The sequence below is a fragment of the Sphingobium sp. WCS2017Hpa-17 genome (genome assembly GCF_031843765.1).
Taxonomy (GTDB): Bacteria; Pseudomonadota; Alphaproteobacteria; order Sphingomonadales; family Sphingomonadaceae; genus Sphingobium.
In genome coordinates this window covers 36602-62196 of record NZ_JAVTIV010000022.1, presented here as the reverse complement: position 1 = coordinate 62196, position 25595 = coordinate 36602, and the positions used below count along the sequence as shown (strand labels likewise).

Below are 25595 nucleotides of genomic sequence, written 5' to 3'. Positions count from 1 at the left end.
TCCCAACGCCCAGCCCGATATCCCCTTGATCGAGGCAAGGCTGGAAGCGCTCGCGAAAAAATGGGCGCCGCGGACACGCCGGAAAGCCTGACAGGCCGCGTCAACGCCACCTTCCGTCGGCGCTTACGATAGGGTCAGCGGTGTGCCTCGCTTTCTGGAGATAACGCTTGCGTTCGGAGTGTCGCAGCCTGAATTGCAGCGGAGAGTTGTCACAGATATTCAACCCCAGCTGCCGGGATAGCGGACAGTCTGCACTTGGTGAGCAAAGCGTACACGGCCGAGATTCGTGGCTGAACCTTGAATTCTACCCGAACCCCGCCTTTCCGTGCCCCTTCCTCCTCAAGTCAAAGCGATTTGAGCGTCAGTGGCATGGCCTTGCTGGCCGGCCTGCTGGAAGCGGTCAGAACGATATCGCGCGGCTGGTACAGCTCGATGCTAACGCGGCGCAACAGGTCTTAAAGTTCCACCTCCTCCGCCACCTTCCGCTAGTCTCAGTATGATTTAGCCACCAAGACCAAGGCGTCGCCCTATCGAGCGGTCTAGGCCGGCGCGTACTTCGACAACAGCGGCATCGCCAAGTTCCTCGGAAGACAGGGCAAGCAGCACCAGAATGCGTTTGCGCAGTTGGGGAACATATTGCAGGAACTGTCGATCCTTTGGCCGACCCGTCAGCTGTCTTTCAATGGCATCAAGGCTCCACAGAACGGTGATCCAGCATTCCATGAAATCGGCCGGCATTCCGCAATAGTCGCGGGAGACCATAAGGCGTGCGATCGCGGGCCGACGCCCGCAGAAGAAGCCTACGAGGACGCGTACGATCAACCTTGGCCAAGCAAGCGACGCGCTTGATGCATCCAGTCCTTTGGGCAGTTCGTCGCAGCGTGCCTTGTAGAGTAGCAGCAGAATCCAGAAGCGCAGGCGCAATACATCGCTACTTCCCAAGGTCTCCTCGTCGCATTCCAGCCCTTCTGCATAAGCGATAACATGGCGCTCATAGAGCGCTCCATCGACCGGCTCGGCTACGGGTTGCTGGCTGCGAGCTTCTGCTTCCTTCGGGGGTATCGGGGTGTCCGCCTCGGGATCGAACTCCCCTTCCTCATCGATTGGATCGTCATAGTCGGAATCTTCGGGCGGCGCGGTCGCCGCTACTGGAGTTCCACCCGAGAGAAGATTGAGGAAATCACGAATGCTATCGGCATATGTTCCGGCAAGACTATTGGCCCCTTGCCCCGCAGACCGAGGCAGGCCGGATTTGGCCTGCGTGAAGTCCTCATAGCTTAGTTCTACCGGCTCCTCGGTCTGGCTTGCAGGCTTATTGTTCCGCGGCCCGCTCGCGGCCAGTACCTCGGGTTCGGTAACGTCTTCAAAATCGGCGCGCGCGAGAGTCTCGAAGGCCTGGTGCATCCACAAGTCGAAGTCATCCCCGCCCGAGAATGACAAGAGTGCGCGGGCGACGCTTCCGCTAGCCACTTCCCGGCGCCGGCTGCGAAGCGCGTCGCGATGCGTCACGTGGGCAAGGTTCGAACTGAATTCGGAGCCGACCAAACGGGCGAACCGGAGCTTGGGACGCAGCGCCGGGTCGATCGGCGCCACGCGGCATTGCCCGGCGGTACCAAATGATGACGACAGCAGGGACACCAGCAGGGCCCCATCCCGATCAAGAAGCTCGATCTCGCCCGTGGCCACCGTGTGAGCGGCCGGCTGCCAGGACAGCACGCCTTGCGCCAATTCAAAAGTGCCAGGTCGGCGCTCTTCGATGCTCTGCAGGGGGATTGGCGCGGTCTCTGCGGGAGGTGAAAGTTCCTCGAGCGCGATCGCGTCCCCCTCGAGCCACCGATCCAGTTCAAGCGCTTCGCGTGCCGCGCCTTTGGGGAGGCGGCGATAGACGCAGGCCTCAGCGTTAGTCCCAGGCCTGCCACTCCGTCCCAGGGCCGCCACCGAGCAGTTTGCGCTGCCAAAAAGGACGTGATCATGCTGCGCTGTCGACGCGACCAGGATTTTGGCGTGCGTAAAGCGCCGCGATGGCCAGTTGAGGTCCACAAATGCGACTTTTCCCGCGAAGGCCGCTTCGACCGGGAATTGGTGCTGGTGGCGATCGATGGGCAGGATGATCCGCTGCGGCGCAAGCCGCGCTGCGAGATGTGAAAGTGCGCCCAAGTCCTGATCCCAATAGGGACTGATCACCACGAGACTTTCGACCTCACTGCCCCCGATGAAGGCAACGAACTGATCGCCGATCCCGGTCTCACCGGGGCCGTGAATGAAGGCAATCGCCGACCCGTCCTCGAGTTCCTGCAGTTGAGGTTCGCCGGGGCCATCGATCCAGGCCGCACGTTCGCGTGCCCAGCGCAGGGCATCACGCGCCGCCGTTGGTTCCGTTCCGACTAGAGCATCAAGATAGCGCCAGATCGACCTTACGATCGCGCGCTCGGGGCTATCGTCATCCTTGCACTCGATCTCGACCGTGACCTCTGCGTTCCCGGCAAGGCCCGCTGCCGTCAGATTTGCGGAACTGACGAAGGCACGCGCGCTGTCGCGGCCAATCTGGAGAATGATCTTGGGATGGAAAATGCCCTGCGCCGCGGGCGGACTGAACAGGGCATAATCGCATCCTAACGCCATCGGCAGCCTGGATCCATCCGACAGGCCGAGGGCGGCCATCCGTTCGTCGGTGATGAGCAGGAGGTTGGTCGCGCCGCTCGCCATCAGCTGCGGCAGGAAGATTTCCTCGACAGCTGCGAACTCGATCGCGAAGCTTGTCGCGATCGCGCTGTGGAAGGGGCGACCGCTGCGACGCCCCAAACGTTCAGGCAGCTTCACAGAGCGCTCTCTAGGACAGTCAAACCCATGTCGGTGAGGCCATCTTCATAGAGAAGATGAATATCATCGAGAAACTGGATGGCGGGTGCGAGACGCGGGGTCGTCGCGACAGGCCGATAGGCAGACAGATAGACGAGACGGCCTTCGCGCTGCTCGAACAGGAAGGTGTAATCGCGCTGCCGCCGCAGCTTCTGCATGGCGACCCAGCTATGCCGTCGTACCACACGCTCAATCACATAGTCCGCGATACGTTCGGAGACTGACGCCTGCTCTGCGCTCTCGAGCCAGTCGAGCTCGGTGCGAAGCGAATAGGCAGTGCCCCGCTTGGGTAGCCCCCGAGCCACAGCCTGCGCGAGGTCGGATCGATCAGTGTATCTTCTATGCAGCCCGGCCATCAGCTTGACCGCAATGACGGCTTTATCTTCGGTAGCACCCCGAGCACTTGTTAGCGTATTCCAGCTGTCCCGGAACGGATGATCCCCAGCTTCCGTGGCCGCGCGCATGTCCGCCCAAGTCTCGGTGAACGGGCCTTCCTCATGCTCCGAAAGCTGCAGCATCACGTCGTCATGGATTTGCGAGAGCGTTCGTCCCAGGCTATCCGTATTGATGATTGCGATGGCCCAGGCGAGCAAGGCGGCCGAAGCGATCTGCATCAGATCCTGGCATTGATAGGCTTCCCAATTGAGGCGTTGGGCCTCCAAGTGGTGCGGCAGGGCCTCCGAGGGCGGATCGAAGAGGTGCCAGCGAACCTCCTCCGGATTTGGTCGATCTCCGTAGGCACGCGCGGTGTCCAGAATGAGAAGGAGCGTATCGGCACGGCTGCGCCCTTCCGGTGAGCATTCTTCCTCCCGGGCGAAGAGCAGCTTATCGTAGAATGACCGTTCATCGCTCTCGCTATCGATCTGCGACGGGGTAATCGGCGCAAGCTTCTCGAGCTCAGGAACCGTGACGCGCCCGTCGACAATTTTCTGCGCTAGGAGCTTGGCAAGCTCTGGTCCAATTGCCTGTTCAAACACCGCGGCCGCCTGCTTCCCAAGGTCTCGGGTCGCCACCTGAATCCCGTGGCGGTTCAGGGTGAAGAGGTCCATTTCGGCCATCTGGGTATAGTAGGCGCCGCCGAAGACGCCGAGCGATTGGCGCAGATAGGGCTTCTGCGCGCCGCCCGGGTCTGCGGCACCCGCAAAATCGATGATGTCCCCGTCCTCCGCCAGACGGCGGTCGGCCCAGTCGATCCCCCCAACGCCCCCTTCCCCCGCCTGTGCGGAGACGAGGGCGTAAAGCGCCTCAGCGCGGCGGACCCAGCTCTTCCAGGCTTCGAAATCAGTGGACGCCCCGCGGCGAGCATAAGTCTCAGCGACCCAGCAATAAAATCCGTAATAGCGTATCCGCAATGTCACGTTGCTGATGCCGGGCATAAGAGACTGGTAGAGGAGGATTCCGCTGTTCTGAATTCCCAGAGGATCGAGCCCACGTTTGTCGGCCTTCTCCGTCCATTGTGGCAACAAATTCAAACACGCCCTCCCGAATCGACCTGCGGCTTCGATGATCTCAGGCATACTGATCTATTTGAGCTAGGTTAGAAGAAACTGAAGATGCAATTTTTATCTGGCACAGGCCCGAGCCATAGACGTTCAAAGAGGTGGAGAGCGCGTGGACAGCCTTCGATCAGCATCGGATTGCCGCATGCATGCTAATGTCGTCGTCGGTCTTAAGCCGCCAGACCGTGCTATCCTCGACCTCGAGATCCCACCGCTCAGCCAACGAAGTGTCCCGCACAGACGTAGGGGCGCTTTGCCGGTGCTCATATCACGCCCGCTATCCCGACGAAGGGACTAATGACGCGGTCCCGACTACTCGAATATTCACAGACGATCGGACAAGTTTGCATCGCAACGCATTATCGATTGCTACGCGCCCATTTCAGCATGCGGGATGGAAAACCCTTCAGCCGGCACTTGGGCAATGGAAGTCGGCGGTAGAAGGCCTGGAATGGATTGATGGCTGACCGCTCTCATTCCATGTAACATGCCCCCTGCAGACATCGGTCAACAGATCGGCTAAATCTCGTTCTTCGCTTGGCAGAGATGCCGTATTGGTGAAATATCTGTCGTTCAGTGATCAGCCAATTTTGCCTGTAACTAATTTTCAGAAGGTAAGAATTGTTGCTAATTTATGCCTTCATATCACCGAATAAGATGCGATGACGGAACTTTGCCCCAAGTCGGCTGGCAACGGCTGGCCGCAAAAACACGTCTATCTGCCGTGAACAAATATCGAACTAAAAATGAACAGATTTTGATGGTATTTTTAATGGTATCGTAAAAAGTCAATAGAGAAAGTATCATTTAATTTCAGATGGTTGATGCTCCAGTTCGACGTCGTCCCCGGCACCACAAACTTTCCCTGTCGACCATCACCCGCTCAAAGCGGTTCACTGCTTGCTTACCATTATCTGCTAATGGCAGCGGTCATGAACATGGTCGATCCCAGCGCTCCATCCTCCTGCCCGAAATCCGCCGTCAGCCACGGCGTCGGCATCGCCGGGCTGGTCGGCCTTGGCCTGTGGACGCTGGTGGCGCGCCACTATGGCATGAACGGCCCGAACGCGGGGCTGGCCGCTGTGGTCGCATGCGGCCTGCCGATGGTGCTGTGGTCGCTGATCGTCGACAAGGTGCATCGCAACGCATCGACCGGCATCGACTGGCGCGCGCCTGCCCGCCCGATCCGCGACGTTATCGACATCAGCATCGTCAAGATCGCCGGCCTGTGGGCCACATGGCTCGCCATTGCCATCTTCTACTGCATCGCGCGCTGGTACTGGTCTGGCAATTATCGCTTTTCCATGGACCTGTTCATGGCCGCCGCGCCCTGGCTGCTGGCGCTGTCCATCCCCTATGTGATCTGGATCGACCGGCGCCTGGTGGAGCCAAGGGACGCCTCCTACAGCTTTGGCCAATGGATCATCGGCGGCGTCGCGGGGCAGGCGGACATGGCGCAGGTCGCGCATCACGCCCGCGCCTGGGCGGTGAAGGGCTTCTTCCTCGCCTTCATGGTGTCGATCGTGCCGGGCAATTTCGCCAGCGTGGTCGAATGGCGGATCGAGGATGCCCTTGCCCATCCGGTTGCAATGGCGGGATTCCTGATCGCGGTCATGTTCATGATCGACGTCTGCCTGGCGACGGTCGGCTATATCCTGACCTTCAAGCCGTTGGACTCGCACATCCGTACCGCTAACCCCTATCTGGGTGGCTGGCTGGCGGCGCTGATGTGCTATCCGCCCTTTGTGCTGATGGGCGGCGGCGGGCCGCTCGATTATCATGCCGGCGGCGCGGAGTGGGACTATTGGACGCAGACTATGCCTGCGCTGCAATGGCTGCTGGGCGGCTGGCTGGTCTTGCTGACGGGCCTTTATGCCTGGGCGACGGTGGCGTTCGGCCTGCGCTTTTCCAACCTCACCCATCGCGGCATATTGACCCACGGTCCTTATCGCTGGACCCGCCACCCGGCCTATCTGGCCAAGAATCTCTTCTGGTGGTTTTCCGCCCTGCCCTTTCTGGCGGTGTCAGGCAGCCTGACCGACATGGTGCGCAACTGCGCGATGCTGGCCCTCACCAACGCCGTCTATTACTGGCGCGCCAAGACGGAGGAGCAGCATCTGTCCGCCGATCCCGACTATCGCGCCTATAGCGACTGGATGGAGCGCAACGCGCCCGTGCCGCGCTTCTTCGCCTGGGTGACGGGGAAGAAGCGCGAGACGATGGCGGCGACAGCGCAGCCGGCGGAGTAGAGCCTAGAAGCTCTCTTCTGCGTAGACCTTGCTGAGATCGCCCTGCCAGTCGCCATGATAGCGTTCCAGCAGCCGTTCGGCATTGGTCTTGCCGCTGGCGACCACCTCATCGAGGAAGGACAGATAGCCCGTCTCATTGTCGCCCGCACCATTCAGGCGGCCACGCGCGGCCAGACCCGAACGCGCAATGTCCACCACCTGCCCGGCAATGTCGCGCAACGTGCGTCCGCCGCCGATCGGCGCGTCCAGCCCCAGCTTCGGCACGGAATCGCGCAGTAGCTGCCGCTCCTCCATGGTCCAGTCCTTGACCACATCCCACGCCGCGTCGAGCGCCCCCTGATCGTAAAGCAGACCGACCCACAAGGCAGGCAGCGCGCAGATGCGGTTCCACGGCCCGCCATCGGCGCCGCGCATTTCCAGGAAGCTCTTCATCCGCACTTCGGGGAAAGCGGTGGAGAGGTGATCCTCCCAATCCTTCTCGGTCGGCTTCTCGCCCGGCAGCACCGCCAGCTTCCCATCGAGGAAGTCGCGGAAGCTGTGCCCGGCCGCGTCGATATATTTGCCGTCGCGGTAGACGAAATACATCGGCACATCGAGCGCATAGTCGGCATAGCGCTCATAGCCGAAGCCATCCTCGAACACGAACGGCAGCATGCCGGTGCGGCCCGGATCGGTGTCCGACCAGATATGGCTGCGATAGGAAAGGAAGCCGTTGGGCTTGCCTTCCGTAAAGGGCGAATTGGCGAACAGCGCGGTCGCCAGCGGTTGCAGCGCGAGGCTGACGCGGAATTTCTGCGCCATGTCCGCCTCGCTGCCATAGTCGAGGTTGGTCTGGATGGTGCAGGTGCGCAGCATCATGTCCAGCCCCATCGACCCCACGCGCGGCATGTGCCGCAGCATGATGTCATAGCGACCCTTGGGCATGATCGGCAGCTCAGCGCGCGTCTTGTCCGGCCACATGCCAAGACCCAGAAAGCCGAGGCCCAGCATGTCCCCGACATATTTGACCTGCTCCAGATGACGACCGGTTTCGGCGCATGTCTGGTGCAGATTGTCGAGCGGCGCGCCACTCAATTCCAGCTGGCCGGCCGGCTCCAGGCTGATCGTGCCGTCGGTGCCGGACAAGGCGATGATATTCTCGCCCTCGAACACCGGGTTCCAGCCATAGCGGGTCAGGCCGATCAGCAAGGTGTGGATGCCGCCCTTTTCCTCATAGGCCGGGGCGTGATAATCCTTGCGATTATAGACGAATTTCTCGTGCTCGGTGCCGATGCGCCAGCGGTCCTTGGGCTTTTCGCCCTTGGAAAAGGCCGCGATCAGCTGGTCGCGATTCTCGATGACGGGATCATGATCCCCTGAGTCGGTTCTGGTGCTCATGCCCCGCCTTACTTCTTCCCCCAAGCGCGTCAAACAAGAGCGCGCGGCCGACAGATAAGTTGCGCTTTTGCGAACTGCAATAACATAGCGAAATGAAACTATTTCCAGTCGCCGTTTATGGTCATCCAGGCCGATGTCGCGGCGATGGCCGCCGTCTCTGCGCGCAGGATACGCGGGCCGAGCGATACCGGCACCGCGCCGGGCGTCGCGCGGATCGCGTCCCGCTCGACGGGATCGAATCCCCCCTCAGGCCCGACCAGAAAAGCGGCGGGGCCGGGATGGGTCCGCAATGTCGCCTCCAGCGGCGCCCCACCCGTCTCGTCCGCAAAGAAAAGATGACGGTCGGGCGACCAGCCTTTCAGCAGCGCGTCCAGCTTCACCATCTCGCCCAGTTCCGGCAGCGCCGTCCGACCGCATTGCTCCGCCGCCTCCACCAGATGCGCGTGCAGCCGATCAAGATTCAGCTTGTCCACCACCGCCCGGCGAGTGAGCACCGGCTGGAGCCGCGCCACGCCCAGTTCGCAGGCCTTTTCCGCGATCAGGTCGATCCGTCCCTTCTTGATCGGCGCGCAACACAGCCAGAAATCGGGTACATGCTCGGGCGGCTTGGTCTGCTGGACGCACTCCAGCACCAGATCGCGCTTGCGGATATCCCGCGCCCGCGCCGCCCATTCGCCCGATCGCCCGTCGAACAGCAGCACGATATCGTCGGGCTTCACCCGCATGACGCTGATCAGATAATGGGCCGGATTGCCATCGACCGGCACCACCACGCCTTCGCCCAACTGGGTTTCGACATGCAGGCGCGGCGCGCTTTGCGGGGGCCAGGCGGGGGTTGCGGTCACATGCGTCTCTTGTCTTGCCGGATACATGTTCTTCCCTAAAGAGAAGCATGGCCCTTCGACAAGCGTTAGGGTGAATGGAGTCGTCGTTGAATCAGACCCCGTTGAATTCAGGTATCGTTCCCGACAGCGAAGCGCGCGGCCTGCTCGCCCGGCTGCCGGATACCCCCCGTATGCTCGCGCAACTGGCGCGATTCGACCGGCCGATCGGCTGGTGGCTGCTGTTCTGGCCCGGCGCGTGGGGCGTCGCACTGGCGGGCGGGGGCTTTGCCCGCTGGCCGCTGATCGGCTGGCTGCTGCTGGGCAGCATCGCCATGCGCGGCGCTGGCTGCGTCTTCAACGATATCGTCGATCGCGACCTCGACCGGAAAGTCGCCCGCACCGCCGCCCGGCCGCTGGCGAGCGGGGCAGTGGCGGTCAGGACCGCATGGCTGTGGCTGGTGGCGCTCTGCCTCGTCGGCCTGATCGTCCTGCTGCAACTGCGCCCCTATGCGCAAGTCGTCGCGCTCGGCAGTCTCGCGCTGGTCGCCGCCTATCCCTTCATGAAGCGGATCACCGGCTGGCCGCAGGTCTGGCTCGGCCTCGTCTTCTCCTGGGCCGCGCTGGTCGGCTGGAGCGAGGTGGCCGGCGCCCTCACCCTGCCGGGCCTGCTGCTCTATGCTGGCAGCCTCTTCTGGGTGGTCGGCTATGACACCATCTATGCGTTGCAGGACCGGGAAGATGACGCGCTGATCGGCATCGGCTCCAGCGCCCTGTCGATGGGCCGCCATGTGCGCGGCGGCGTGACATTATGTTACGTGCTCGCTCTGGCCTTGTGGGGCAGCGCAATCTGGCAGATACGGCCGCAGGGTCTGGCGCTGGCCGCCCTGCTGCCCATGGCCGTGCATCTGCTGTGGCAGACGGCCACGTTGAAGGAAGATGGAGTCGATCCCCTGCGTAAATTCCGGTCCAACCGCTTTGCCGGTTTGCTGATGTTCCTGGGCTGTCTGGTCGTGGGGAGTGCCTCGCTATGACCCCGCAGCCGGGCACGGATTGCTGGCGCATCGCGCGCGCCGAAAAGGCCAGCGTCATCATCGACGCCGACAATTATTTCCGCATCGCCCGCGACGCGATGATGAAGGCCAAGCGCCGCATCATGCTGATCGGCTGGGATTTCGACCCGGCCATCAGCCTGATCCGCGAGGATGAGGCGAAGGACGGCGCACCGATCGTCATCGGCGATTTCATCACCTGGCTGGTGGAGCAGAACCCGGAACTGGAAATCTTCCTGCTGCGCTGGGATGTCGGCGCGATCAAGTCGATGGCGCGCCCGTCGCACCTCGTCACCACCTTGCGCTGGATGGCGCATCCGCGCATCACCGTGAAGCTGGACGGCCATCATCCGCCCGCCGCCTCCCATCATCAGAAGATCGTGGTGATCGACGATTGCTTCGCTTTCTGCGGCGGCATCGACATGACCGGCGACCGGTGGGACACCCGCCATCATCGCGATGAAGAGCCCGGCCGCCATCATCCCGACGGATCGCCCTATGGCCCCTGGCATGATGCCACCACCGCGCTGGCCGGCCCGGTCGCGGCCGCGCTGGGCGAACATGCCCGCAACCGCTGGGTCGGCGCGGGCGGCGATCCGCTGGAGCCGGTCGAGGGCATCAGCGATTGCTGGCCCGACAGGCTGCCCGTGATGTTCGAAGGCGTCGATATCGCCATCGCCCGCACCGCGCCGAAAATGGACGATCAGGAAGAACTGACCGAGATCGAGCAGCTTTACCTGCACCAGATCGCGGCAGCGAAGCGCCACATCTATGCCGAAAGCCAATATTTCGCTTCCCGCCGCATTGCCGAAGCGATCGCCAAGCGCCTCGCCGAAGCGGACGGGCCGGAGATCGTCATCGTCAATCCCGAGCAGGCCGACGGCTGGCTGGAACAGCAGGCGATGGATACGGCGCGCGCGCGCCTCTATGAAACGCTGAAAAGCCGCGATCCTCACGGCCGCTTCCGCATCTACCATCCCTTCACCAATCGCGGCGTGCCGATTTACGTCCATGCCAAGATCCTGATCGTGGACGACCGGCTGATCCGCGTCGGCTCCTCCAACATGAACAACCGTTCGATGCGGCTGGACACCGAATGCGACGTGTCGATCGATACCGCCCTCCCCGGCAATGACGGGCGGCAGACGACGATCCTGAAGATTCGCGACGACCTGATCGCCGAGCATCTCGACCTGCCCGCCGAGCGCGTGTCCGCCGTGATCGCCGAACGCGGCCTCGTCGCCGCGATCGAGGAACTGCGCCAGAAGCCCGGCCGCACCTTGCGCCCCTATGTGACGCCGGACCTGAACGACGTGCAGCAATGGATCGCCGACCATGAGGTGCTCGACCCCGAAGGGCCGGAGGAAATGTTCGAACCGGTCAGCGAACGCGGCCTGTTCCGCCGGATGAAGGGCTGGTTCGGGCGGGGGTGATGCCGCTGTCCTATCGGACGGCCTGGATGCTATGATAGCAGCCCGCCTTTCCGATAGGATCATCGCCAAGCAACAAAATGTCGAAATGTGCGGGAAATGTGCGAAGTTAAGCGGCGGAAATCCTATTCCGCCGCCAGCAATGCCTCGGCGCTTTGCAGGTTGACCGACACCAGCCGGCTGACCCCGCGCTCCACCATGGTCACACCGAACAGCCGGTGCATGCGCGCCATGCTGACGGCATTATGGGTGACGATCAGGTAACGGGTATTGGTCTGCGCCACCATCGCGTCGAGCAGATCACAGAAGCGCTCGACATTGGCGTCGTCCAGCGGCGCGTCGACCTCGTCCAGCACGCAGATCGGCGCGGGATTCGTCAGGAACAGGCCGAAGATCAGCGCCACGGCGGTCAGCGCCTGCTCACCGCCCGACAACAGGGTCAGCGCCGCCAGCTTCTTGCCCGGCGGCTGGGCCATGATCTCCAGCCCCGCCTCCAGCGGATCGTCGCTGTCGATCAGTTCCAGATGCGCCTGACCGCCATTGAAGAGTGTGGTGAACAGCCGTCGGAAATGCCCGTCCACCGCCTCGAACGCGGCCAGCAGCCTTTGCCGCCCTTCGCGATTGAGACTGCCGATCGACCCGCGCAACTGGTTGATCGCCTGGGTCAGTTCCGCGCTTTCCGCCCGGCTGGTGGCCTGGCTGGCCTCCAGTTCCTCCAGTTCCTGCGCCGCGACCAGATTGACCGGGCCGATCCGCTCGCGCTCGGCATGAAACCGGTCATGATCGGCCAGTTCGGTCTGGGCGATGCGGATGTCTGCACTGGCAAAGCCCAGTTTCTCCGGCAGAACCGGTGGCGGGCATTCGAACCGCTCGCCCGACAGGCGGTTGGTTTCGATCCGCCGCTCATCGGCCGCCTCGGCGCGAGCGACGGCGGTAGCGCGGGCTTCGCGCGCAGCCGCCAGTGCCTCGCCCGCTTGCGCCGCGCGCGCCTCAGCAGTGCGCAAAGCGCTCTCCGCCTCCTGCTCGGCGCGGCGGGCCTGATCGGCCGCCTCGGTCAGGGCCGTGCCCTGATCACTCAACCCCGCAATCGCGCTGGCCAGCGTCTCCGGCTGGGCAGCAAGCCCGTCCCGCTCGCCAACAATCTCCTCGGCCCGCGCCACCATCGCGGCGATCCGCTTGGCCGCCTCGCCGGCGCGGGCGCGCCAGCCCTTCACCTCGGCATCCGCCGCCTCCTGTCGCTCCCGGTCGCTGGAGAGCGCACGGTCGGCCAGCGCCTGTTCGGCCTGCAACTGGCTGACGACGCCCCGGGCCTTCTCGCTGGCCTGAGAAAGGCTCGCAACCAGCGCACGGGTTTCTGCGCCATCGGGCACGGCAGCCCGGTTCGCCTCCGCCTTCTTATGCTCGCCCTGCGCGCCATCCCGGTCGCGCTGCGCCTCGGTCAGCCGCTCCTCTACATTCTCGCGTCGGCCCGCCAGCCGTTCCAGTGCCGTCGTCGCCTCATCGGCGGCCCGCAGCGCGGCACGCAATCGCTGGTCCGCCTGTGTCAGCGCATTCCGCCCCGTCGCCAAAGCCTGCGCCGCCGCCTGCTCCCGCGCCTTCGCTTGATCCTGCGCGGCGCTGGCCGCTTCGACCTCCGCCTCGACAGCCGGACGCGCGGCCGCAATCGCATCCAGTCGATTAAGACGGATCAACCGCTCCGCCGCCGCCGCCCCGCCTTCCATCGCGACATAGCCATCCCAGCGGCGCAACTGCCCATCCCGCGTGACCAGCCTCTGCCCGACGCCCAGCGCCTGCCCCTCGTCCCGGTCCACCACGGCAATCTGCGCCAGACGGCGAGCCAGTTCGGCCGGCGCTATGACATGCGCCGCCAGCGACGTGGCGCCGTCGGGAAGGGCCGGATCGCCGGGCAAAGAATCGGCTCCGGCCCAGCGCCGCTTACCCTCCTCCCCGACCGGCGCCTCCAGATCATCGCCCAGCGCGGCGGCCAGTGCCCGCTCATAGCCCGGCGCCGCCTTCAGCCGGTCGAGCGCCCGCCCCTTGCCCGCGCCACCGCTATCGACCGCGCGCCGCAGTGCCGCCGCTTCGCTATCCAGCGCCGCCAGCCCCGCCCGCGCCGACGCCAGCGCCGCCTCGGCCCCGGCTCGCGCTTCGGCAGCAGACTGGCGCTCCGCATCGGCCGACTGGATCTCGACTTCAGCCGCATCGCGCTCGCCCTTCGCCTTGTCCTGATCCGCCAGCGCCGCCGCTCGCTGTGCCTCCAGCGGCGCGGCATCGGGCAATGCCTCGGCCTCGGCAGTCAGCCGCGCCACTTCCCGCTCGGCCCGGTCCAGCCGACTGCGCGCCGCCGCCAGTGCCGCTTCGGCCACGCGCAATTCGGCCTGCTCGGCCGCCTGCGTCGCCATCGCCTTGGCCAGGTCCAGTTCGGTGTCGCGCGCCGCATCCTCGGCAGCGGCGATCCGCGCGGCAAAGGCAGGCCGCAATTTCTCCGTCTCCGCCACCCGGCCTTTGAGCGTCGCGATTTCCGTCGTCAGCCGGGCAATCGCATCGGCCGCATCATTGGCCAAAGTCCCTTCGCGCGCGCGATCCTCCTCCAGCCGGCTTGCCTGTTGCGTCAGGTCGGCGAGGCGACGGACGACCGATTCCCGCTCGGTCCGCAGCGCAGCCAGCCGGTGCCCCGCCTCATTGGCGGCATCGCGTGCGCCCTGCGCAGCGGCGCGCCGGTCGGCCAGCGCCGCGACGGCCGCCTGCGCATGGGCAGCGGCGGCCATCTGCCCTTCCTGCGCGGCCGACACGACGGCGTCCGCCTGTTTCGCCTCGGCCCGCGCCGCCTCCGCACTGGCATTGGCCTCGCGCCAGCGGGCAAACAGCACGCGACCCTCGGCCACCCTTATCTGGTCGGACAGGCGGATATAGCGTTCCGCCGCCTTCGCCTGCCGCCGCAGCGCATTGGCGCGCGCGTCCATGTCGACCAATATCTCGTCCAGCCGCGCCAGATTGGCTTCGGCCGCGCGCAATTTCTGCTCGGCATCCTTGCGCCGGACATGCAGGCCGGCAATGCCCGCCGCTTCCTCCAGCATCGCCCGCCGTTCCTGCGGCCGGGCAGCGATGACGGCAGCGATGCGCCCCTGACTGACCAGCGCCGGGCTGTGCGGCCCGGTGGCGGCGTCGGCAAAGACCAGCGACACGTCCTTGGCCCGCACATCCTTGCCATTGGCGCGATAGGCGCTGCCTGCCCCGCGCTCGATCCGGCGCGTGACCTCCAGTTCGCCATCTGCGCCGACATCGACGGCGGAAAACAGCTCGCCCTGTTCCTGGATGGTGAGGAGCGACACTTCGGCAAAGTCGCGCTGCGGCCGCGTGGCGGTGCCCGCGAAGATGACATCCTCCATGCCGCCGCCGCGCATGGATTTGGCGCTGGATTCGCCCATCACCCACCGGATCGCTTCCAGCAGGTTGGATTTGCCGCAGCCATTGGGGCCGACGATGCCGGTCAGCCCCGGTTCGATCCGCAACTCCGTCGCATCGACGAAGCTCTTGAAGCCGGAGAGCTTGAGGCGCTTTATCTGCATGACGGCAAACCGGGGCAGCCAGCCACCCCGGTTCCGTTATGCGTATCCGCGCCTGTCAGCCCCCTCCGGCGCAATTAGAGTCCCGCTTCCTTGAGCTTGGGCGACAGCGCGGACCAGCTGGCGACATTGTCCAGCAGCACGCCGTTGATCAGGAAGCTGGGCGTGCCCTGAATCTGATATTCGCTGTTGGCCTTCTCGACATTCTTGGCCAGCTTTTCGGCCACCGCCGTGTCGGCCAGGCACTGCTTGGCCTGATCGGCGGAAATGCCGCGCTGCTGCGCATATTCGACCAGCCCTGCGATCTGGGCGATCGCGCCAGGGCGCTGCGCCGGCGGCAGCTTGTCGACGCCCTGGAAGGCGGCCTCATTGCCCTGCACCTTCTCGAACATCGCCGACTGGTTGGCGAAGAACTGTTCCGATAGCGGATAGTAAATATCCTTGCCGCCGCAACGAGCCAGGAGCGCGGTGGTCAGGTCGATCGGATCGCGCAGATAGGTGCGGAACTCGAAGCTCATCTTGCCGGTATCGACGATCTTCTTGATCTCCTCCGACGCTTCAGCCGAGAAATCCTTGCAATGGCTGCATGTGTAGGAGCCATATTCGATCAGCTTCACCTTGGCCGACGGATTGCCCATCACGAAATAGCCGTCCGGCGTTTCCGCGATCGTTTCCGACCAGCTGGTGCCGGCAGGCGCGGCGACGGCGGCGACAGGTTCGCCGGCAGGCTTGGCAGCCTCTTCATTCTTGCCGCAGGCGGCGAGGGTCAGGCTGAGGGCGGCGCTGAGGGCGACAAGGGCTATACCGGAAAAGGCTTTCACGACGGGCAAGGCTCCGAATTCAGACAAGATGAAAGGGGTTTAGATCAGCGCGCGGCAGGGGGCAATGCAGCCTGAAGGATCGCCCAGGTCGATCCCTCAACCTTCGTGCCGTTGACGACGAAACCGGGCGTGCCACCGATCTTCGCCTTGTTCCATGCCTCGTCGGTCATCGCCAGCACCTGCTTCATCGAAGCCGGATTGGCGATGCAGGCGTCCAGCTGCGCATTTGTGAAACCCCGCTTGGTCATCAGCGCATAAAGGCCGGTCTTCTGCCCGATATCCTTGAGCGCAGCGACCTGATCGGCCGGCTTGTCGGCGCTGCCGTCATAGGCCTCGATCTGCGGCATCCACGCCGTCTGGTTGGCGAACAGCGCCTCATGATTGCCCATGAAGCGGACCGGGCCGCCGCAACGGGCCAGCAGCGCGGCGGTCAGGTCATATTTGTCACGCACGGCGTTGCGTATCTCGACGCTGACCTTGCCGCCCTTCACATAGCCGGTCTTGAGCGGCGCGCTCGCCTCGCCGACGAAATGGGCGCAATGCGAACAGGTATAGCTCACATATTCGACCAGCTTGGTCGGCGCGGCAGGATTGCCCATCAGATGGCCGCCGATCGGCGACAGCACGACCCGGCTCACCCAGTTGGCGGCGGGCGCGGCGACCAGCGCGGCGGGAACGGCAAGCAGGGCAAGCGGCAGGAGCAGTTTCTTCATGAGGCGCGTCCGTAGAAAGGCCCCGCTGAACCGGAGCCGAATAAGGGTAGTTATGGGCGAAGGATCGGATTGCCACCCGATCCGCCATGGCTCTAGTTAATTTTCGGCAATCCGCTGCTGTTGGCAAGCCCCTGTGCCAGCGATTCGAGTACCGCCCGCAATTCCGGGTCGCCAATGTCGCGCAGCGAATCGCCCAGCTCGACCGGAATGGGCTTCAGGTTGCGGGGCGGTGGGCGGCGCTCGGCCCGCATCGGTGCAATCTCGCCCTGCCGCATCGCCACCTTCGACACCGCAGCATAGCCGAAGAAGCGATTCACCCGCTCGACGATATCAGGCAGCATATGCTGGACCATCGGCGCATGGCCGCTCATCACCGTCAGCTGCAACGTGCCGCCCGCCTTCTGCCCCACCGGAAAGCGGATCGATTCGGGCACGGAAATCTCGGCATAATGGCTGCCGACAATCTCCGCCCAGCGGGTGACGATACTCGACTGCACGAAGCCGAACTTGCGAAAGGCGGCGCGGCCGATATCCGGCATCAGGTCGGCGATCGCGCGCGGCGCGCCGGTGCGCGGACGCTCGGCCGGTGCCTTGGCACGACTCTTATATTTAGGGGGGACCGGGCGTTCCGTCATGGCGCACTTAATGGCATAGGGCCGGCATGCGCGTCGAGGGTAGAGACAGAAAAATCGCGGGTGACCTGCTCGCTCATTATGATGTGCATGCCCGGCGCCTGCCCTGGCGCGCACCGCCGGGCAGCAACGCCGCCGATCCCTATCGGGTCTGGCTGTCCGAAGTGATGCTGCAACAGACGACGGTCGCCGCCGTAGGCCCCTATTTCGCGAAATTCACCGAACGATGGCCCACGGTGCAGGATCTGGCCGCCGCCGACGATGCCGACCTGATGGCCGCATGGGCAGGCCTTGGCTATTATGCCCGCGCCCGCAACCTGCTCGCCTGCGCGCGGGCAGTGACGCGCGATCATGGCGGCACCTTCCCCGATACCGAGGAGGGGCTGCGCGCGTTGCCGGGCGTGGGTGCCTATACCGCCGCCGCCGTCGCCGCCATCGCCTTTGGCCGGCGCGCCGTGGTGGTGGACGCCAATGTCGAGCGGGTGGTCGCCCGCCTCTTCGCCATAGCCACGCCCCTGCCCGCCGCCCGCACCGAAATTCGCGAAGCCTGCGACCGCATCACCCCGGACGCCCGTGCCGGCGACTTCGCGCAGGCGATGATGGATCTGGGCGCCACCATCTGCACCGCCCGCAATCCTGCCTGCGGCATCTGCCCCATTCGCGACGATTGCGCCGCCATACTGACCGCCGATCCCGCCGCTTATCCCGTCAAGCCGCCCAAGAAAGCACGCCCCCATCGCACCGGTCATGGCTGGTGGATAGAGCGGGACGGCCATGTCTGGCTGGTCCGCCGCCCGGACAAGGGGTTGCTGGGCGGCATGCGCGCGCTGCCCAGTTCCGATTGGAGCGATACGCCCGACGCCACCCCGCCGCTCCCGGCGCGCTGGACCAGCATTGATGAGCCGGTCGCGCATGTCTTCACCCATTTCTCACTGGCGCTGCGCGTCCACCATGCCCATGTGGGGGCGGAGATGACGCCGCCGGGCGCAGGCGAATGGTGGCCGATCGACAAGATCGGGGAGGCTGGATTGCCGACATTGTTCGCCCGCGCGGCCGAAGCGGTAAGGAAGGAAAGGCAGACGCATGCACGGAACTGACCCGACGACAAAGACCATACCGGGCTTCGTCGGCAGCCGGCTGGACCGCGTCGATCATATCCGCACCAATCCTGCCCTGCTGGCCGAAACATTCGCCGATCCCGCCGCCCGTCTGCTGGTACTGGAAGGACTGGAACCGGTGGAGGTGAACGGCCATCTGCTGCTGGAACCGCTCGGCCCCGATGCCCGTGCGGAGGATCATGTGCTGCTGGGCGTCGATCCCGCCGCGCGGCCGATCTTCGCCCGGCTGGTCGTCGATCTTGGCCCGGCCCTCACCCCCACGCCGCGCAGCCGCGCCATCGCCGGCCTCGTCCCGGCCGAAGAGGTCGCGCTCTACGGCGCCGCACGCAGCCTCGTCCACTGGCATGCCCGGCATCGTCATTGTTCGGTCTGCGGCGCGACCACCCGCCCGGTCAAGGCCGGCTGGTCGCGCAAATGCGATGCCGACGCCTGCGCCGCCGAACATTTCCCGCGCACCGATCCGGTCGTCATCATGCTGGCCGAACATCGCGGGCGCATATTGCTCGGCCGCCAACATGCCTGGCCACCCGGCCGCTATTCGGCACTGGCCGGCTTCGTCGAGCCGGGCGAGACGATCGAGGAAGCGGTCGCCCGCGAATTGTTCGAGGAAGCGGGGGTCCGCGTCCATGACGTGCGCTATGTGATGAGCCAGCCCTGGCCCTTCCCCTCTTCGCTGATGATCGCCTGCATCGGCCAGACGCAGGATGATGCGCTGACGCTGGACGAAACGGAGATCGAGGACGCCTTCTGGTGCGACGCCGATCAGGTCCGCGCCGCGCTGGCAGGCGATCCCGACGCGCCCTTCCTTGCCCCGCCGCAGATGGCCGTCGCCTGGCACCTGCTCGATCACTGGCTGGCCGCCGTTGCCCCTTCGCCGGCAAGCGCGTAAGGCCGACCGCAACTATCCCTATATTCGAGGACGATTTCCCCTCCATGCTCAGCCTAGACGAAGCCCAGTCGCGTGCGCAGGATCTGGTCGGCGCCGCGCGCAAGGCCGGGGCGGATGCCGCCGACGCCATCTATGCCTGCACCGCATCGACCAACGTGTCGGTGCGCCTGGGCGCACTGGAGGATGTCGAACGGTCGGAGGGTGAGGAGATCGGCCTGCGCGTCTTCATCGGCCAGCGTTCCGCCAGCATTTCCGCGTCGGACATGAACCCCGCGACGCTCGCCACTTTGGTCGATCGCTGCATCGCCATGGCCCGCGAAGCCCCCGAAGACCCCTATGCCGGCCTCGCGCCGGAAGACCGACTGCTGAAGAAGCGCCCGCCCTCGCTCGACCTCACCGATGAGGAAGAACCGGAACCCGCCGCCTTGCGTGAACGGGCGCTGATCGCGGAGGAAGCCGCCCGCAGCGTACCGGGCATCACCAACAGCGAAGGCGGCGGCGCCTCCAACGGCCGCAGCCAGGTGGCGCTCGCCACCAGCCACGGCTTTGCCGGCGCCTATGCCGGCACCAGCCATGCGACCTGGGCCAGCGTGCTGGCCGGCACCGGCGCCGACATGCAGCGCGACCATGCCAGCCACAGCGTCCGCCATCTCGAAGATCTGGACGATGCCGAAGCCGTCGGTATCCGCGCCGGCCAGCGCGCGGTGGCGCGCCTGAACCCGGTGAAGGTCGAAAGCGGCGTCATGCCGGTCATCTTCGATCCGCGCATCGGCTCCAGCCTGCTCGGCCATCTGATCGGCGGCATGGTCGGCCCGGCGATCGCCCGCCGCTCCAGCTTCCTGCTGGACTCGCTGGGCGAAGCTTTGTTCGATTCGGCCATCACCATCATCGACGATCCGTTGCTGCCGCGCGGCATGCGCTCGCGCCCGTTCGATGGCGAAGGGCTGCCGGTGGAGCGGCGCGCGCTGATCGACCGGGGCGTGCTGACCGGCTGGCTGATGGACAGCGCCTCGGCGCGGCAGCTGGGCCTGGAACCCACCGGCCATGCCAGTCGCGGCGGCAGCGGCGCGCCGGGCGCCAGCATCACCAACGTCCATATGGAGGCCGGCACCATATCGCCCGGCGACCTGATGGCGGACGTGAAGCGCGGCCTTTACGTCACCGAACTGATCGGCATGGGCGTGAACGGCGTCACCGGCGACTACAGCCGGGGTGCAGCGGGCTTCCTGATCGAAAATGGCGCGGTCGCCCATGCCGTGTCGGAAATCACCATCGCCAGCAATCTGAAGGACATGTTCCGCGCGCTGACGCCGGCCAGTGACCTCAGCTTCCGCTATGCCATGAACGTGCCGACGCTGCGCGTGGACGGGATGACCGTTGCCGGGGGCTGACCCCGCCCTGCGCGCGATCGTGTCCGCCGTGGCGGATGCGGCCGACCATGCGCTGACCCTCTGGGCCAATGGCGAAACGCGCGTGCGCCAGTGGGAAAAAGTGCCCGGTCATCCGGTGTGCGAAGCCGACCTGTCGGTCGACGCCATGCTGCGCGAACGGCTGTCGGCGATCGATCCGCAGGCCGGCTGGCTGTCGGAGGAGACGGCCGATACCGTGCATCGGCTGGGCGTGCCGCGCGTCTGGGTGGTCGATCCGATCGACGGCACCCGCGATTATCTGCGCGGCCGGCCCGGCTGGGCCGTGTCGGTGGCGCTGGTCGATCAGGGCGCGGTGACGCTGGGCATATTGGCGGCTCCTGCCCGCAACGAATTATGGGTTGCACAGCTGGGCAAGGGCGCGACCCGCAATGGCATTGCGCTCCGTGCCGGGGAACGTGACACCCTGCCGGGTGCACGCGTCCCTGCCGAACAATTGCCCCGCATCGACCGCGATCTGGTGACGGTGGACAAGCCCAACAGCATCGCGCTGCGCATGGCTATGGTCGCTGCTGACGAGGCCGATCTGGTCGCCACGGTCCGCTGGGGCAATGAATGGGATGTCGCGGCCGCCGCGCTGATCGTGCAGGAAGCGGGCGGCACCGTGACCGACGCGCTGGGCGATCCCCTGCTGTTCAACCGCCCTCAGCCGACCGCCTTCGGCCTGCTCTGCGCCGCGCCCGGCATCCACGCCGCTGCTGTAGAGCGCCTCACGCCCCGCGCGCGCGAAATATTGGGCCAGCCGCTGGCATAGGCGGACAACGCGGTGCCCGAAGGCAATAGTCTATTGATTGTGGAAACTGGAGCGGGCGAAGGGATTCGAACCCTCGACCCCAACCTTGGCAAGGTTGTGCTCTACCCCTGAGCTACGCCCGCTCGGGCGGCCGAAAAGTTGCCTTTTCAGCATATGTGGCCAACTGGCAGAAAATCTGGAGCGGGCGAAGGGATTCGAACCCTCGACCCCAACCTTGGCAAGGTTGTGCTCTACCCCTGAGCTACGCCCGCTCTTGGCGGCCGGGAGAGTGTGTCCCTCTCGGCGGGTGGCGGGCAACTAGCAAGGCTTTCCCCAATCGGCAAGGGGCAGAATGGCAGAAAAATGAAATCCTCTTTTCCCGGCGCAGAAAACCAGCCTTTTCTGCGGTTTAGCGTAGAGTGGAAAATGCCCGCGCAGCCGACATTTGGCCACCGTCCGGCGAATCGTCCCGCAAAAGCACCGCTTGGCGCAGGCCGTCCATCTGCTAATCTGCCGCCAACAGCTTCGCGGCGGGATCAATTGGCGCCGCCCTTCGTACTGAACACAAGCCTACAGGCCATATCAGCAGGGAAATGCAACCATGTCGTCCGACCACCTGACGCGCCGCGGCCTGTTGCAGGGCAGCGCCGTCCTCGCCGCCGCCGCGCCCACATTGTCAGCCGCCGCGCCGACGCCCAAGACCAGCGGAGCCAATGCCATGATGCCCGTCGAACTGACCGTCAACGGCCGCGAGGTGCATCTGCAACTCGACCCGCGCACCAGCCTGCTCGATGCGCTGCGCGAACATCTGCACCTGACCGGCACCAAGAAGGGCTGCGACCATGGCCAGTGCGGCGCCTGCACCGTGATCGTGGAGGGGCGGCGCATCAATAGCTGCCTCACGCTGGCGGTGATGCATGATGGCGAGAAGGTGACGACGATCGAGGGGCTGGGCACGCCCGAAAAGCTGCACCCGATGCAGCGGGCCTTCATCGTTCATGACGGCTATCAGTGCGGCTATTGCACGCCGGGCCAGATCTGCTCCGCCGTTTCGGTGCTGGAGGAGATCAAGGCCGGCATCCCCAGCCATGTCACCGACGATCTGGACGATGTGGCGCTGAGCGACATGGAACTGCGCGAGCGGATGAGCGGCAATATCTGCCGCTGCGCCGCCTATCCCAACATCATCGCCGCCATGCGCGACGTAGCGGAGGCAAAGGCATGAGGCCCTTCACCTATGAACGCGCCACCAGCGTCGCAGCAGCAGCCAAGGCGGCGGGATCGGTCCAGGGCGCCCGCTTCATCGCCGGCGGCACCAACCTGCTCGACCTGATGAAGCTTCAGATCGAAACCCCGACCCATCTGATCGACGTCAATCATCTGGGCCTCGACCGGATCGAGAAGACGGAGGAAGGTGGCCTGCGCATCGGCGCGCTGGTGCGCAATACCGATCTTGCCGCCGACAAGGCCGTGCGCCGCGACTATGCGGTGCTCAGCCGCGCCCTGCTGGCCGGCGCATCGGGGCAATTGCGCAACAAGGCGACGACCGGCGGCAACCTGCTGCAACGCACCCGCTGCCCCTATTTCTACGACACGCGCATGCCCTGCAACAAGCGTCAGCCCGGCAGCGGCTGCGGCGCGATGCAGGGGATGAGCCGCAGCCTCGCCATCCTCGGCACCAGCGACGCCTGCCTCGCCCAGCATCCCAGCGACATGGCCGTCGCCATGCGGCTGCTCGACGCGCAGGTCGACACGATGGGCGCGGACGGCGTGGCCCGGTCGATCCCGATCGCCGACTTCCACCTCCTGCCCGGCGACACCCCGCACAGGGAAACCGCGCTGAAGGCCGGTGAGATCATAACCTCGGTCACGCTGCCCAGGCCGATCGGCGGCACCCATGTCTATCGCAAGGTCCGCGACCGTGCTTCTTACGCCTTCGCGCTCGTGTCGGTGGCGGCGGTGTTCGGGAAGGACGGCACCACCCGCTTCGCCTTCGGCGGCATCGGTGCAAAGCCCTGGCGCACACCGGCGGCCGACGCCGCGGGGAAGCAGGGTGCCAAGGCCGTGGCGGAAGCGGCCCTGACCGGCGCCCGCACCACCCATCATAACGACTTCAAGAAGACGCTGGTCGAACGGACGCTCGCGTCCCTCTACCGCCAGCAGGAGGCACGGGCATGAAGTTCGATACGCCGGCTGGCCCCAACCCGATCGATCGTGGCCGGGTGATCGGCATCCCCCATGATCGCATCGACGGCGCGGCCAAGGTCACGGGCAGCGCCCCCTATGCCTATGAACGGCACGACGCCGCCCCCAACGCCGCCTATGGCTGGATCGTCGGATCAGCCATCGCCAAGGGGCGGATCGCCACCATGGACCTGCGCGCCGCCGAAACCGCGCCGGGCGTGCTGGGCATCGTCACTCACGCCAATGCCGGGAAGCTGGGCAAGGGGTCGATGAACACCGCCCCGCTGCTGGGCGGGCCGCAGGTCGACCATTATGAGCAGGCGGTCGCTCTCGTCATCGCCGACACGTTCGAAAATGCGCGCGACGCGGCCAAGCTGGTGCGGATCGACTATGCTGCAGCGGATGGCCGGTTCGATCTGGCGGCCGATCAGGCGCGCGGGGTCAATCCCGGCAAGGATGCCGATACCAAGGCGGGCGACTTCGATGCCGGCTTCGCCAAGGCGGCGGTAAAGATCGACCAGCACTACACCACGCCCGACCACAGCCATGCGATGATGGAGCCGCATGCCACCACCGCCGCCTGGAATGGCGACAGGCTGACGCTGTGGACCTCCAACCAGATGATCGCCTGGGGCGTCGGCGAAGTCGCCAAGACCCTGGGCATCCCCAAGGAGAAGGTCCGCCTCGTCTCCCCCTATATCGGCGGCGGTTTCGGGTCCAAGCTGTTCCTGCGCGCCGACGCGCTGCTTGCCGCGCTGGGCGCGAAGCAGGTCGGCCGACCCGTCAAGGTCGCCATCGCCCGGCACCAGATCCCCAACAACACCACCCACCGTCCCGCCACGATCCAGCGCATCCGCATCGGCGCGGACAAGGACGGGGTGATCGACGCGATCGGGCATGAAGTCTGGTCGGGCGATCTGCCCGGCGGCGGCCCGGAAACGGCGGCGCAGCAGACCCGCCTCCTCTATCGCGGGCCGAACCGGATGACGGCGCATCGGCTGGTGACCCTCGACCTGCCGGAGGGCAACGCCATGCGCGCGCCCGGCGAAGCGGTCGGCCTGCTGGCGCTGGAAATCGCGATGGACGAACTGGCCGAGGCCTGCAACATCGACCCGGTAGAGTTACGTATCCGAAACGATGTGCAATATGATCCCGAAGCCGGCCCGCAGCGCCCCTTTTCCAGCCGCAAGCTGGTGGAATGCCTGCGCGCCGGCGCCGACCATTTCGGCTGGGCCAAACGCAACCCGAAGCCGGGGCAGGTGCGCGACGGCCGCTGGCTGGTCGGCATGGGCGTGGCCGCGGCGTTCCGCAACAATCTGGTGCAGAAATCCGGTGCCCGCATCGGTGTCGATGCAAAAGGTCGCGTCATCGTCGAAACCGACATGACCGATATCGGCACCGGCACCTATACCATCGTGGCGCAGACGGCGGCGGAGATGCTGGGCGTCCCGCTCGATCAGGTGACGGTGCGCCTGGGCGACAGCCGCTTCCCCGTATCGGCAGGTTCGGGCGGGCAATGGGGCGCGAACAGTGCAACCGCCGGCGTCTATGCCGCCGCCATGGCGCTGCGTACGAAGCTGGCGGAACAGGCCGGCTATCCCGCCGATCAGGCTCTGTTCGAGGACGGCCTCGTCAAACTCGCCAATAAATCGCAGACGCTGGCATCGCTCGCCGGCCGCGATGGTCTTTGGGCCGAAGATAGCATGGACTATGGCGATCTCGACAAACGCTATGCGCAGGCGACCTTCGGGGCGCATTTCTGCGAGGTCGGCGTCGATATCGACACCGCCGAAGTGCGCGTCCGCCGCATGGGCGGGGCCTTTGCCGCCGGGCGCATCCTCAACCCCAAATCGGCGCGCAGTCAGGTGATCGGCGCCATGACCATGGGCGTGGGCGCGGCGCTGATGGAAGCGCTGGACGTCGACACCCGCTTCGGCTTCTTCGTCAATCACGACATGGCCGAATATATGGTGCCGGTCCATGCCGACATTCCGCAGCAGGATGTCCTCTTCGTCGACGAACTGGACGACAAGAGTTCACCGATGAAGGCCAAAGGTGTCGGCGAACTCGGCATATGCGGGGCGGGCGCGGCGGTGGCCAACGCCATCTACAACGCCACCGGCCTTCGCTTGAGGGACTATCCACTGACCATCGACAAGCTGTTGAAAGCGCAGGCAGCGTAAGAGGCGCTCGACCCAAGGTATAATGGAGCGCCGCCCGGCCCG

The 25595-nt window shown here is 65.3% G+C and carries 18 protein-coding genes and 2 tRNA genes; 10 read left to right on the top strand and 10 right to left on the bottom strand.

Annotation, left to right across the window (positions count from 1 at the left end):
• Nucleotides 1-501 precede the first annotated feature (501 nt).
• A complete protein-coding gene (locus RQH62_RS21190) occupies nucleotides 502-2820 on the bottom strand; it encodes a hypothetical protein (protein WP_311270632.1) in 2319 nt (772 codons plus the stop codon).
• Nucleotides 2817-4376 (bottom strand): hypothetical protein, encoded by a 1560-nt coding sequence (locus RQH62_RS21185; RefSeq protein WP_311270631.1) that lies wholly within the window; start codon nucleotides 4374-4376, stop codon nucleotides 2817-2819. Before RQH62_RS21185 ends, RQH62_RS21190 begins: the two co-directional genes overlap by 4 nt.
• A 920-nt stretch (nucleotides 4377-5296) precedes the next feature.
• Between RQH62_RS21185 and RQH62_RS21180 the strand changes: the two genes are divergently transcribed.
• Complete coding sequence (locus RQH62_RS21180) at nucleotides 5297-6607, top strand: isoprenylcysteine carboxylmethyltransferase family protein (protein WP_311270630.1); 1311 nt, start codon at nucleotides 5297-5299, stop codon at nucleotides 6605-6607.
• Nucleotides 6608-6610: 3 nt separating this feature from the next.
• Here the strand turns inward: RQH62_RS21180 and RQH62_RS21175 are convergent, their stop codons facing one another.
• Nucleotides 6611-7984, bottom strand: a complete 1374-nt coding sequence (locus tag RQH62_RS21175) for a glutamate--cysteine ligase (protein WP_311270629.1) — start codon at nucleotides 7982-7984, stop codon at nucleotides 6611-6613.
• Between the two features lie 98 nt (nucleotides 7985-8082).
• Nucleotides 8083-8829 carry a 16S rRNA (uracil(1498)-N(3))-methyltransferase gene (locus RQH62_RS21170; protein WP_311270628.1) on the bottom strand — a complete coding sequence of 249 codons (747 nt, stop codon included), beginning with the start codon at nucleotides 8827-8829 and terminating at the stop codon, nucleotides 8083-8085.
• Between the two features lie 101 nt (nucleotides 8830-8930).
• Between RQH62_RS21170 and ubiA the strand changes: the two genes are divergently transcribed.
• Both ubiA and RQH62_RS21160 read left to right on the top strand, forming a co-directional pair.
• Nucleotides 8931-9839 carry a 4-hydroxybenzoate octaprenyltransferase gene (gene ubiA, locus RQH62_RS21165; protein ID WP_311270635.1) on the top strand — a complete coding sequence of 303 codons (909 nt, stop codon included), beginning with the start codon at nucleotides 8931-8933 and terminating at the stop codon, nucleotides 9837-9839.
• Nucleotides 9836-11290 carry a phospholipase D-like domain-containing protein gene (locus RQH62_RS21160; RefSeq protein ID WP_311270627.1) on the top strand — a complete coding sequence of 485 codons (1455 nt, stop codon included), beginning with the start codon at nucleotides 9836-9838 and terminating at the stop codon, nucleotides 11288-11290. The genes ubiA and RQH62_RS21160 overlap by 4 nt, the downstream gene beginning before the upstream one ends.
• Before the next feature lie 122 nt (nucleotides 11291-11412).
• On the opposite strand, the gene smc is transcribed toward RQH62_RS21160, so the two are convergent.
• The 4 genes from smc to RQH62_RS21140 all read right to left on the bottom strand — a co-directional run bounded on the left by smc (nucleotide 11413) and on the right by RQH62_RS21140 (nucleotide 17022).
• Nucleotides 11413-14856: a chromosome segregation protein SMC gene (gene smc, locus RQH62_RS21155; RefSeq protein WP_311270626.1), complete on the bottom strand. Its 3444-nt coding sequence runs from the start codon at nucleotides 14854-14856 to the stop codon at nucleotides 11413-11415.
• A 74-nt stretch (nucleotides 14857-14930) separates the two neighbouring features.
• Complete coding sequence (locus tag RQH62_RS21150) at nucleotides 14931-15674, bottom strand: thioredoxin domain-containing protein (RefSeq protein WP_311270634.1); 744 nt, start codon at nucleotides 15672-15674, stop codon at nucleotides 14931-14933.
• Between the two features lie 44 nt (nucleotides 15675-15718).
• Nucleotides 15719-16387 (bottom strand): thioredoxin domain-containing protein, encoded by a 669-nt coding sequence (locus RQH62_RS21145; protein WP_311270625.1) that lies wholly within the window; start codon nucleotides 16385-16387, stop codon nucleotides 15719-15721.
• A 92-nt stretch (nucleotides 16388-16479) separates the two neighbouring features.
• On the bottom strand, nucleotides 16480-17022 hold the full coding sequence (locus RQH62_RS21140) for a DciA family protein (protein ID WP_311270624.1): 543 nt from the start codon (nucleotides 17020-17022) through the stop codon (nucleotides 16480-16482).
• Nucleotides 17023-17048: 26 nt separating this feature from the next.
• Between RQH62_RS21140 and mutY the strand changes: the two genes are divergently transcribed.
• The 4 genes from mutY to RQH62_RS21120 are packed head-to-tail and all read left to right on the top strand — an operon-like array spanning nucleotide 17049 to nucleotide 21207.
• A complete protein-coding gene (mutY, locus tag RQH62_RS21135; RefSeq protein ID WP_311270623.1) occupies nucleotides 17049-18116 on the top strand; it encodes an A/G-specific adenine glycosylase in 1068 nt (355 codons plus the stop codon).
• Nucleotides 18103-19026, top strand: coding sequence for an NAD(+) diphosphatase (nudC, locus tag RQH62_RS21130; protein ID WP_311270622.1), 924 nt, complete (start codon nucleotides 18103-18105; stop codon nucleotides 19024-19026). The genes mutY and nudC overlap by 14 nt, the downstream gene beginning before the upstream one ends.
• Before the next feature lie 44 nt (nucleotides 19027-19070).
• Nucleotides 19071-20417 (top strand): TldD/PmbA family protein, encoded by a 1347-nt coding sequence (locus tag RQH62_RS21125; protein ID WP_311270621.1) that lies wholly within the window; start codon nucleotides 19071-19073, stop codon nucleotides 20415-20417.
• A complete protein-coding gene (locus RQH62_RS21120) occupies nucleotides 20404-21207 on the top strand; it encodes a 3'(2'),5'-bisphosphate nucleotidase CysQ (protein WP_311270620.1) in 804 nt (267 codons plus the stop codon). The genes RQH62_RS21125 and RQH62_RS21120 overlap by 14 nt, the downstream gene beginning before the upstream one ends.
• Before the next feature lie 47 nt (nucleotides 21208-21254).
• On the opposite strand, the gene RQH62_RS21115 is transcribed toward RQH62_RS21120, so the two are convergent.
• Both RQH62_RS21115 and RQH62_RS21110 read right to left on the bottom strand, forming a co-directional pair.
• A tRNA-Gly gene (locus RQH62_RS21115) sits at nucleotides 21255-21329 on the bottom strand.
• A gap of 54 nt (nucleotides 21330-21383) precedes the next feature.
• Nucleotides 21384-21458: transfer RNA gene (locus RQH62_RS21110), tRNA-Gly, on the bottom strand.
• Between the two features lie 329 nt (nucleotides 21459-21787).
• Between RQH62_RS21110 and paoA the strand changes: the two genes are divergently transcribed.
• The 3 genes from paoA to paoC are packed head-to-tail and all read left to right on the top strand — an operon-like array spanning nucleotide 21788 to nucleotide 25553.
• Complete coding sequence (gene paoA / locus RQH62_RS21105) at nucleotides 21788-22411, top strand: aldehyde dehydrogenase iron-sulfur subunit PaoA (RefSeq protein WP_311270619.1); 624 nt, start codon at nucleotides 21788-21790, stop codon at nucleotides 22409-22411.
• The gene (locus RQH62_RS21100) at nucleotides 22408-23364 is read left to right on the top strand and encodes a xanthine dehydrogenase family protein subunit M (protein ID WP_311270618.1); all 957 of its coding nucleotides are present in this window, start codon (nucleotides 22408-22410) and stop codon (nucleotides 23362-23364) included. The genes paoA and RQH62_RS21100 overlap by 4 nt, the downstream gene beginning before the upstream one ends.
• Complete coding sequence (gene paoC / locus RQH62_RS21095; RefSeq protein ID WP_311270617.1) at nucleotides 23361-25553, top strand: aldehyde oxidoreductase molybdenum-binding subunit PaoC; 2193 nt, start codon at nucleotides 23361-23363, stop codon at nucleotides 25551-25553. Before RQH62_RS21100 ends, paoC begins: the two co-directional genes overlap by 4 nt.
• Nucleotides 25554-25595 lie beyond the last annotated feature (42 nt).

Coding starts and splice junctions, on each gene's coding strand:
- RQH62_RS21185 (WP_311270631.1), bottom strand. CDS start 4,376: ATGCCTGAGATCATCGAAGCCGCAGGTCGATTCGGGAGGGCGTGTTTG.
- RQH62_RS21180 (WP_311270630.1), top strand. CDS start 5,297: ATGGTCGATCCCAGCGCTCCATCCTCCTGCCCGAAATCCGCCGTCAGC.
- RQH62_RS21175 (WP_311270629.1), bottom strand. CDS start 7,984: ATGAGCACCAGAACCGACTCAGGGGATCATGATCCCGTCATCGAGAAT.
- RQH62_RS21160 (WP_311270627.1), top strand. CDS start 9,836: ATGACCCCGCAGCCGGGCACGGATTGCTGGCGCATCGCGCGCGCCGAA.
- smc (WP_311270626.1), bottom strand. CDS start 14,856: ATGCAGATAAAGCGCCTCAAGCTCTCCGGCTTCAAGAGCTTCGTCGAT.
- RQH62_RS21145 (WP_311270625.1), bottom strand. CDS start 16,387: ATGAAGAAACTGCTCCTGCCGCTTGCCCTGCTTGCCGTTCCCGCCGCG.
- RQH62_RS21140 (WP_311270624.1), bottom strand. CDS start 17,022: ATGACGGAACGCCCGGTCCCCCCTAAATATAAGAGTCGTGCCAAGGCA.
- mutY (WP_311270623.1), top strand. CDS start 17,049: ATGCGCGTCGAGGGTAGAGACAGAAAAATCGCGGGTGACCTGCTCGCT.
- nudC (WP_311270622.1), top strand. CDS start 18,103: ATGCACGGAACTGACCCGACGACAAAGACCATACCGGGCTTCGTCGGC.
- RQH62_RS21125 (WP_311270621.1), top strand. CDS start 19,071: ATGCTCAGCCTAGACGAAGCCCAGTCGCGTGCGCAGGATCTGGTCGGC.
- paoA (WP_311270619.1), top strand. CDS start 21,788: ATGTCGTCCGACCACCTGACGCGCCGCGGCCTGTTGCAGGGCAGCGCC.
- RQH62_RS21100 (WP_311270618.1), top strand. CDS start 22,408: ATGAGGCCCTTCACCTATGAACGCGCCACCAGCGTCGCAGCAGCAGCC.
- paoC (WP_311270617.1), top strand. CDS start 23,361: ATGAAGTTCGATACGCCGGCTGGCCCCAACCCGATCGATCGTGGCCGG.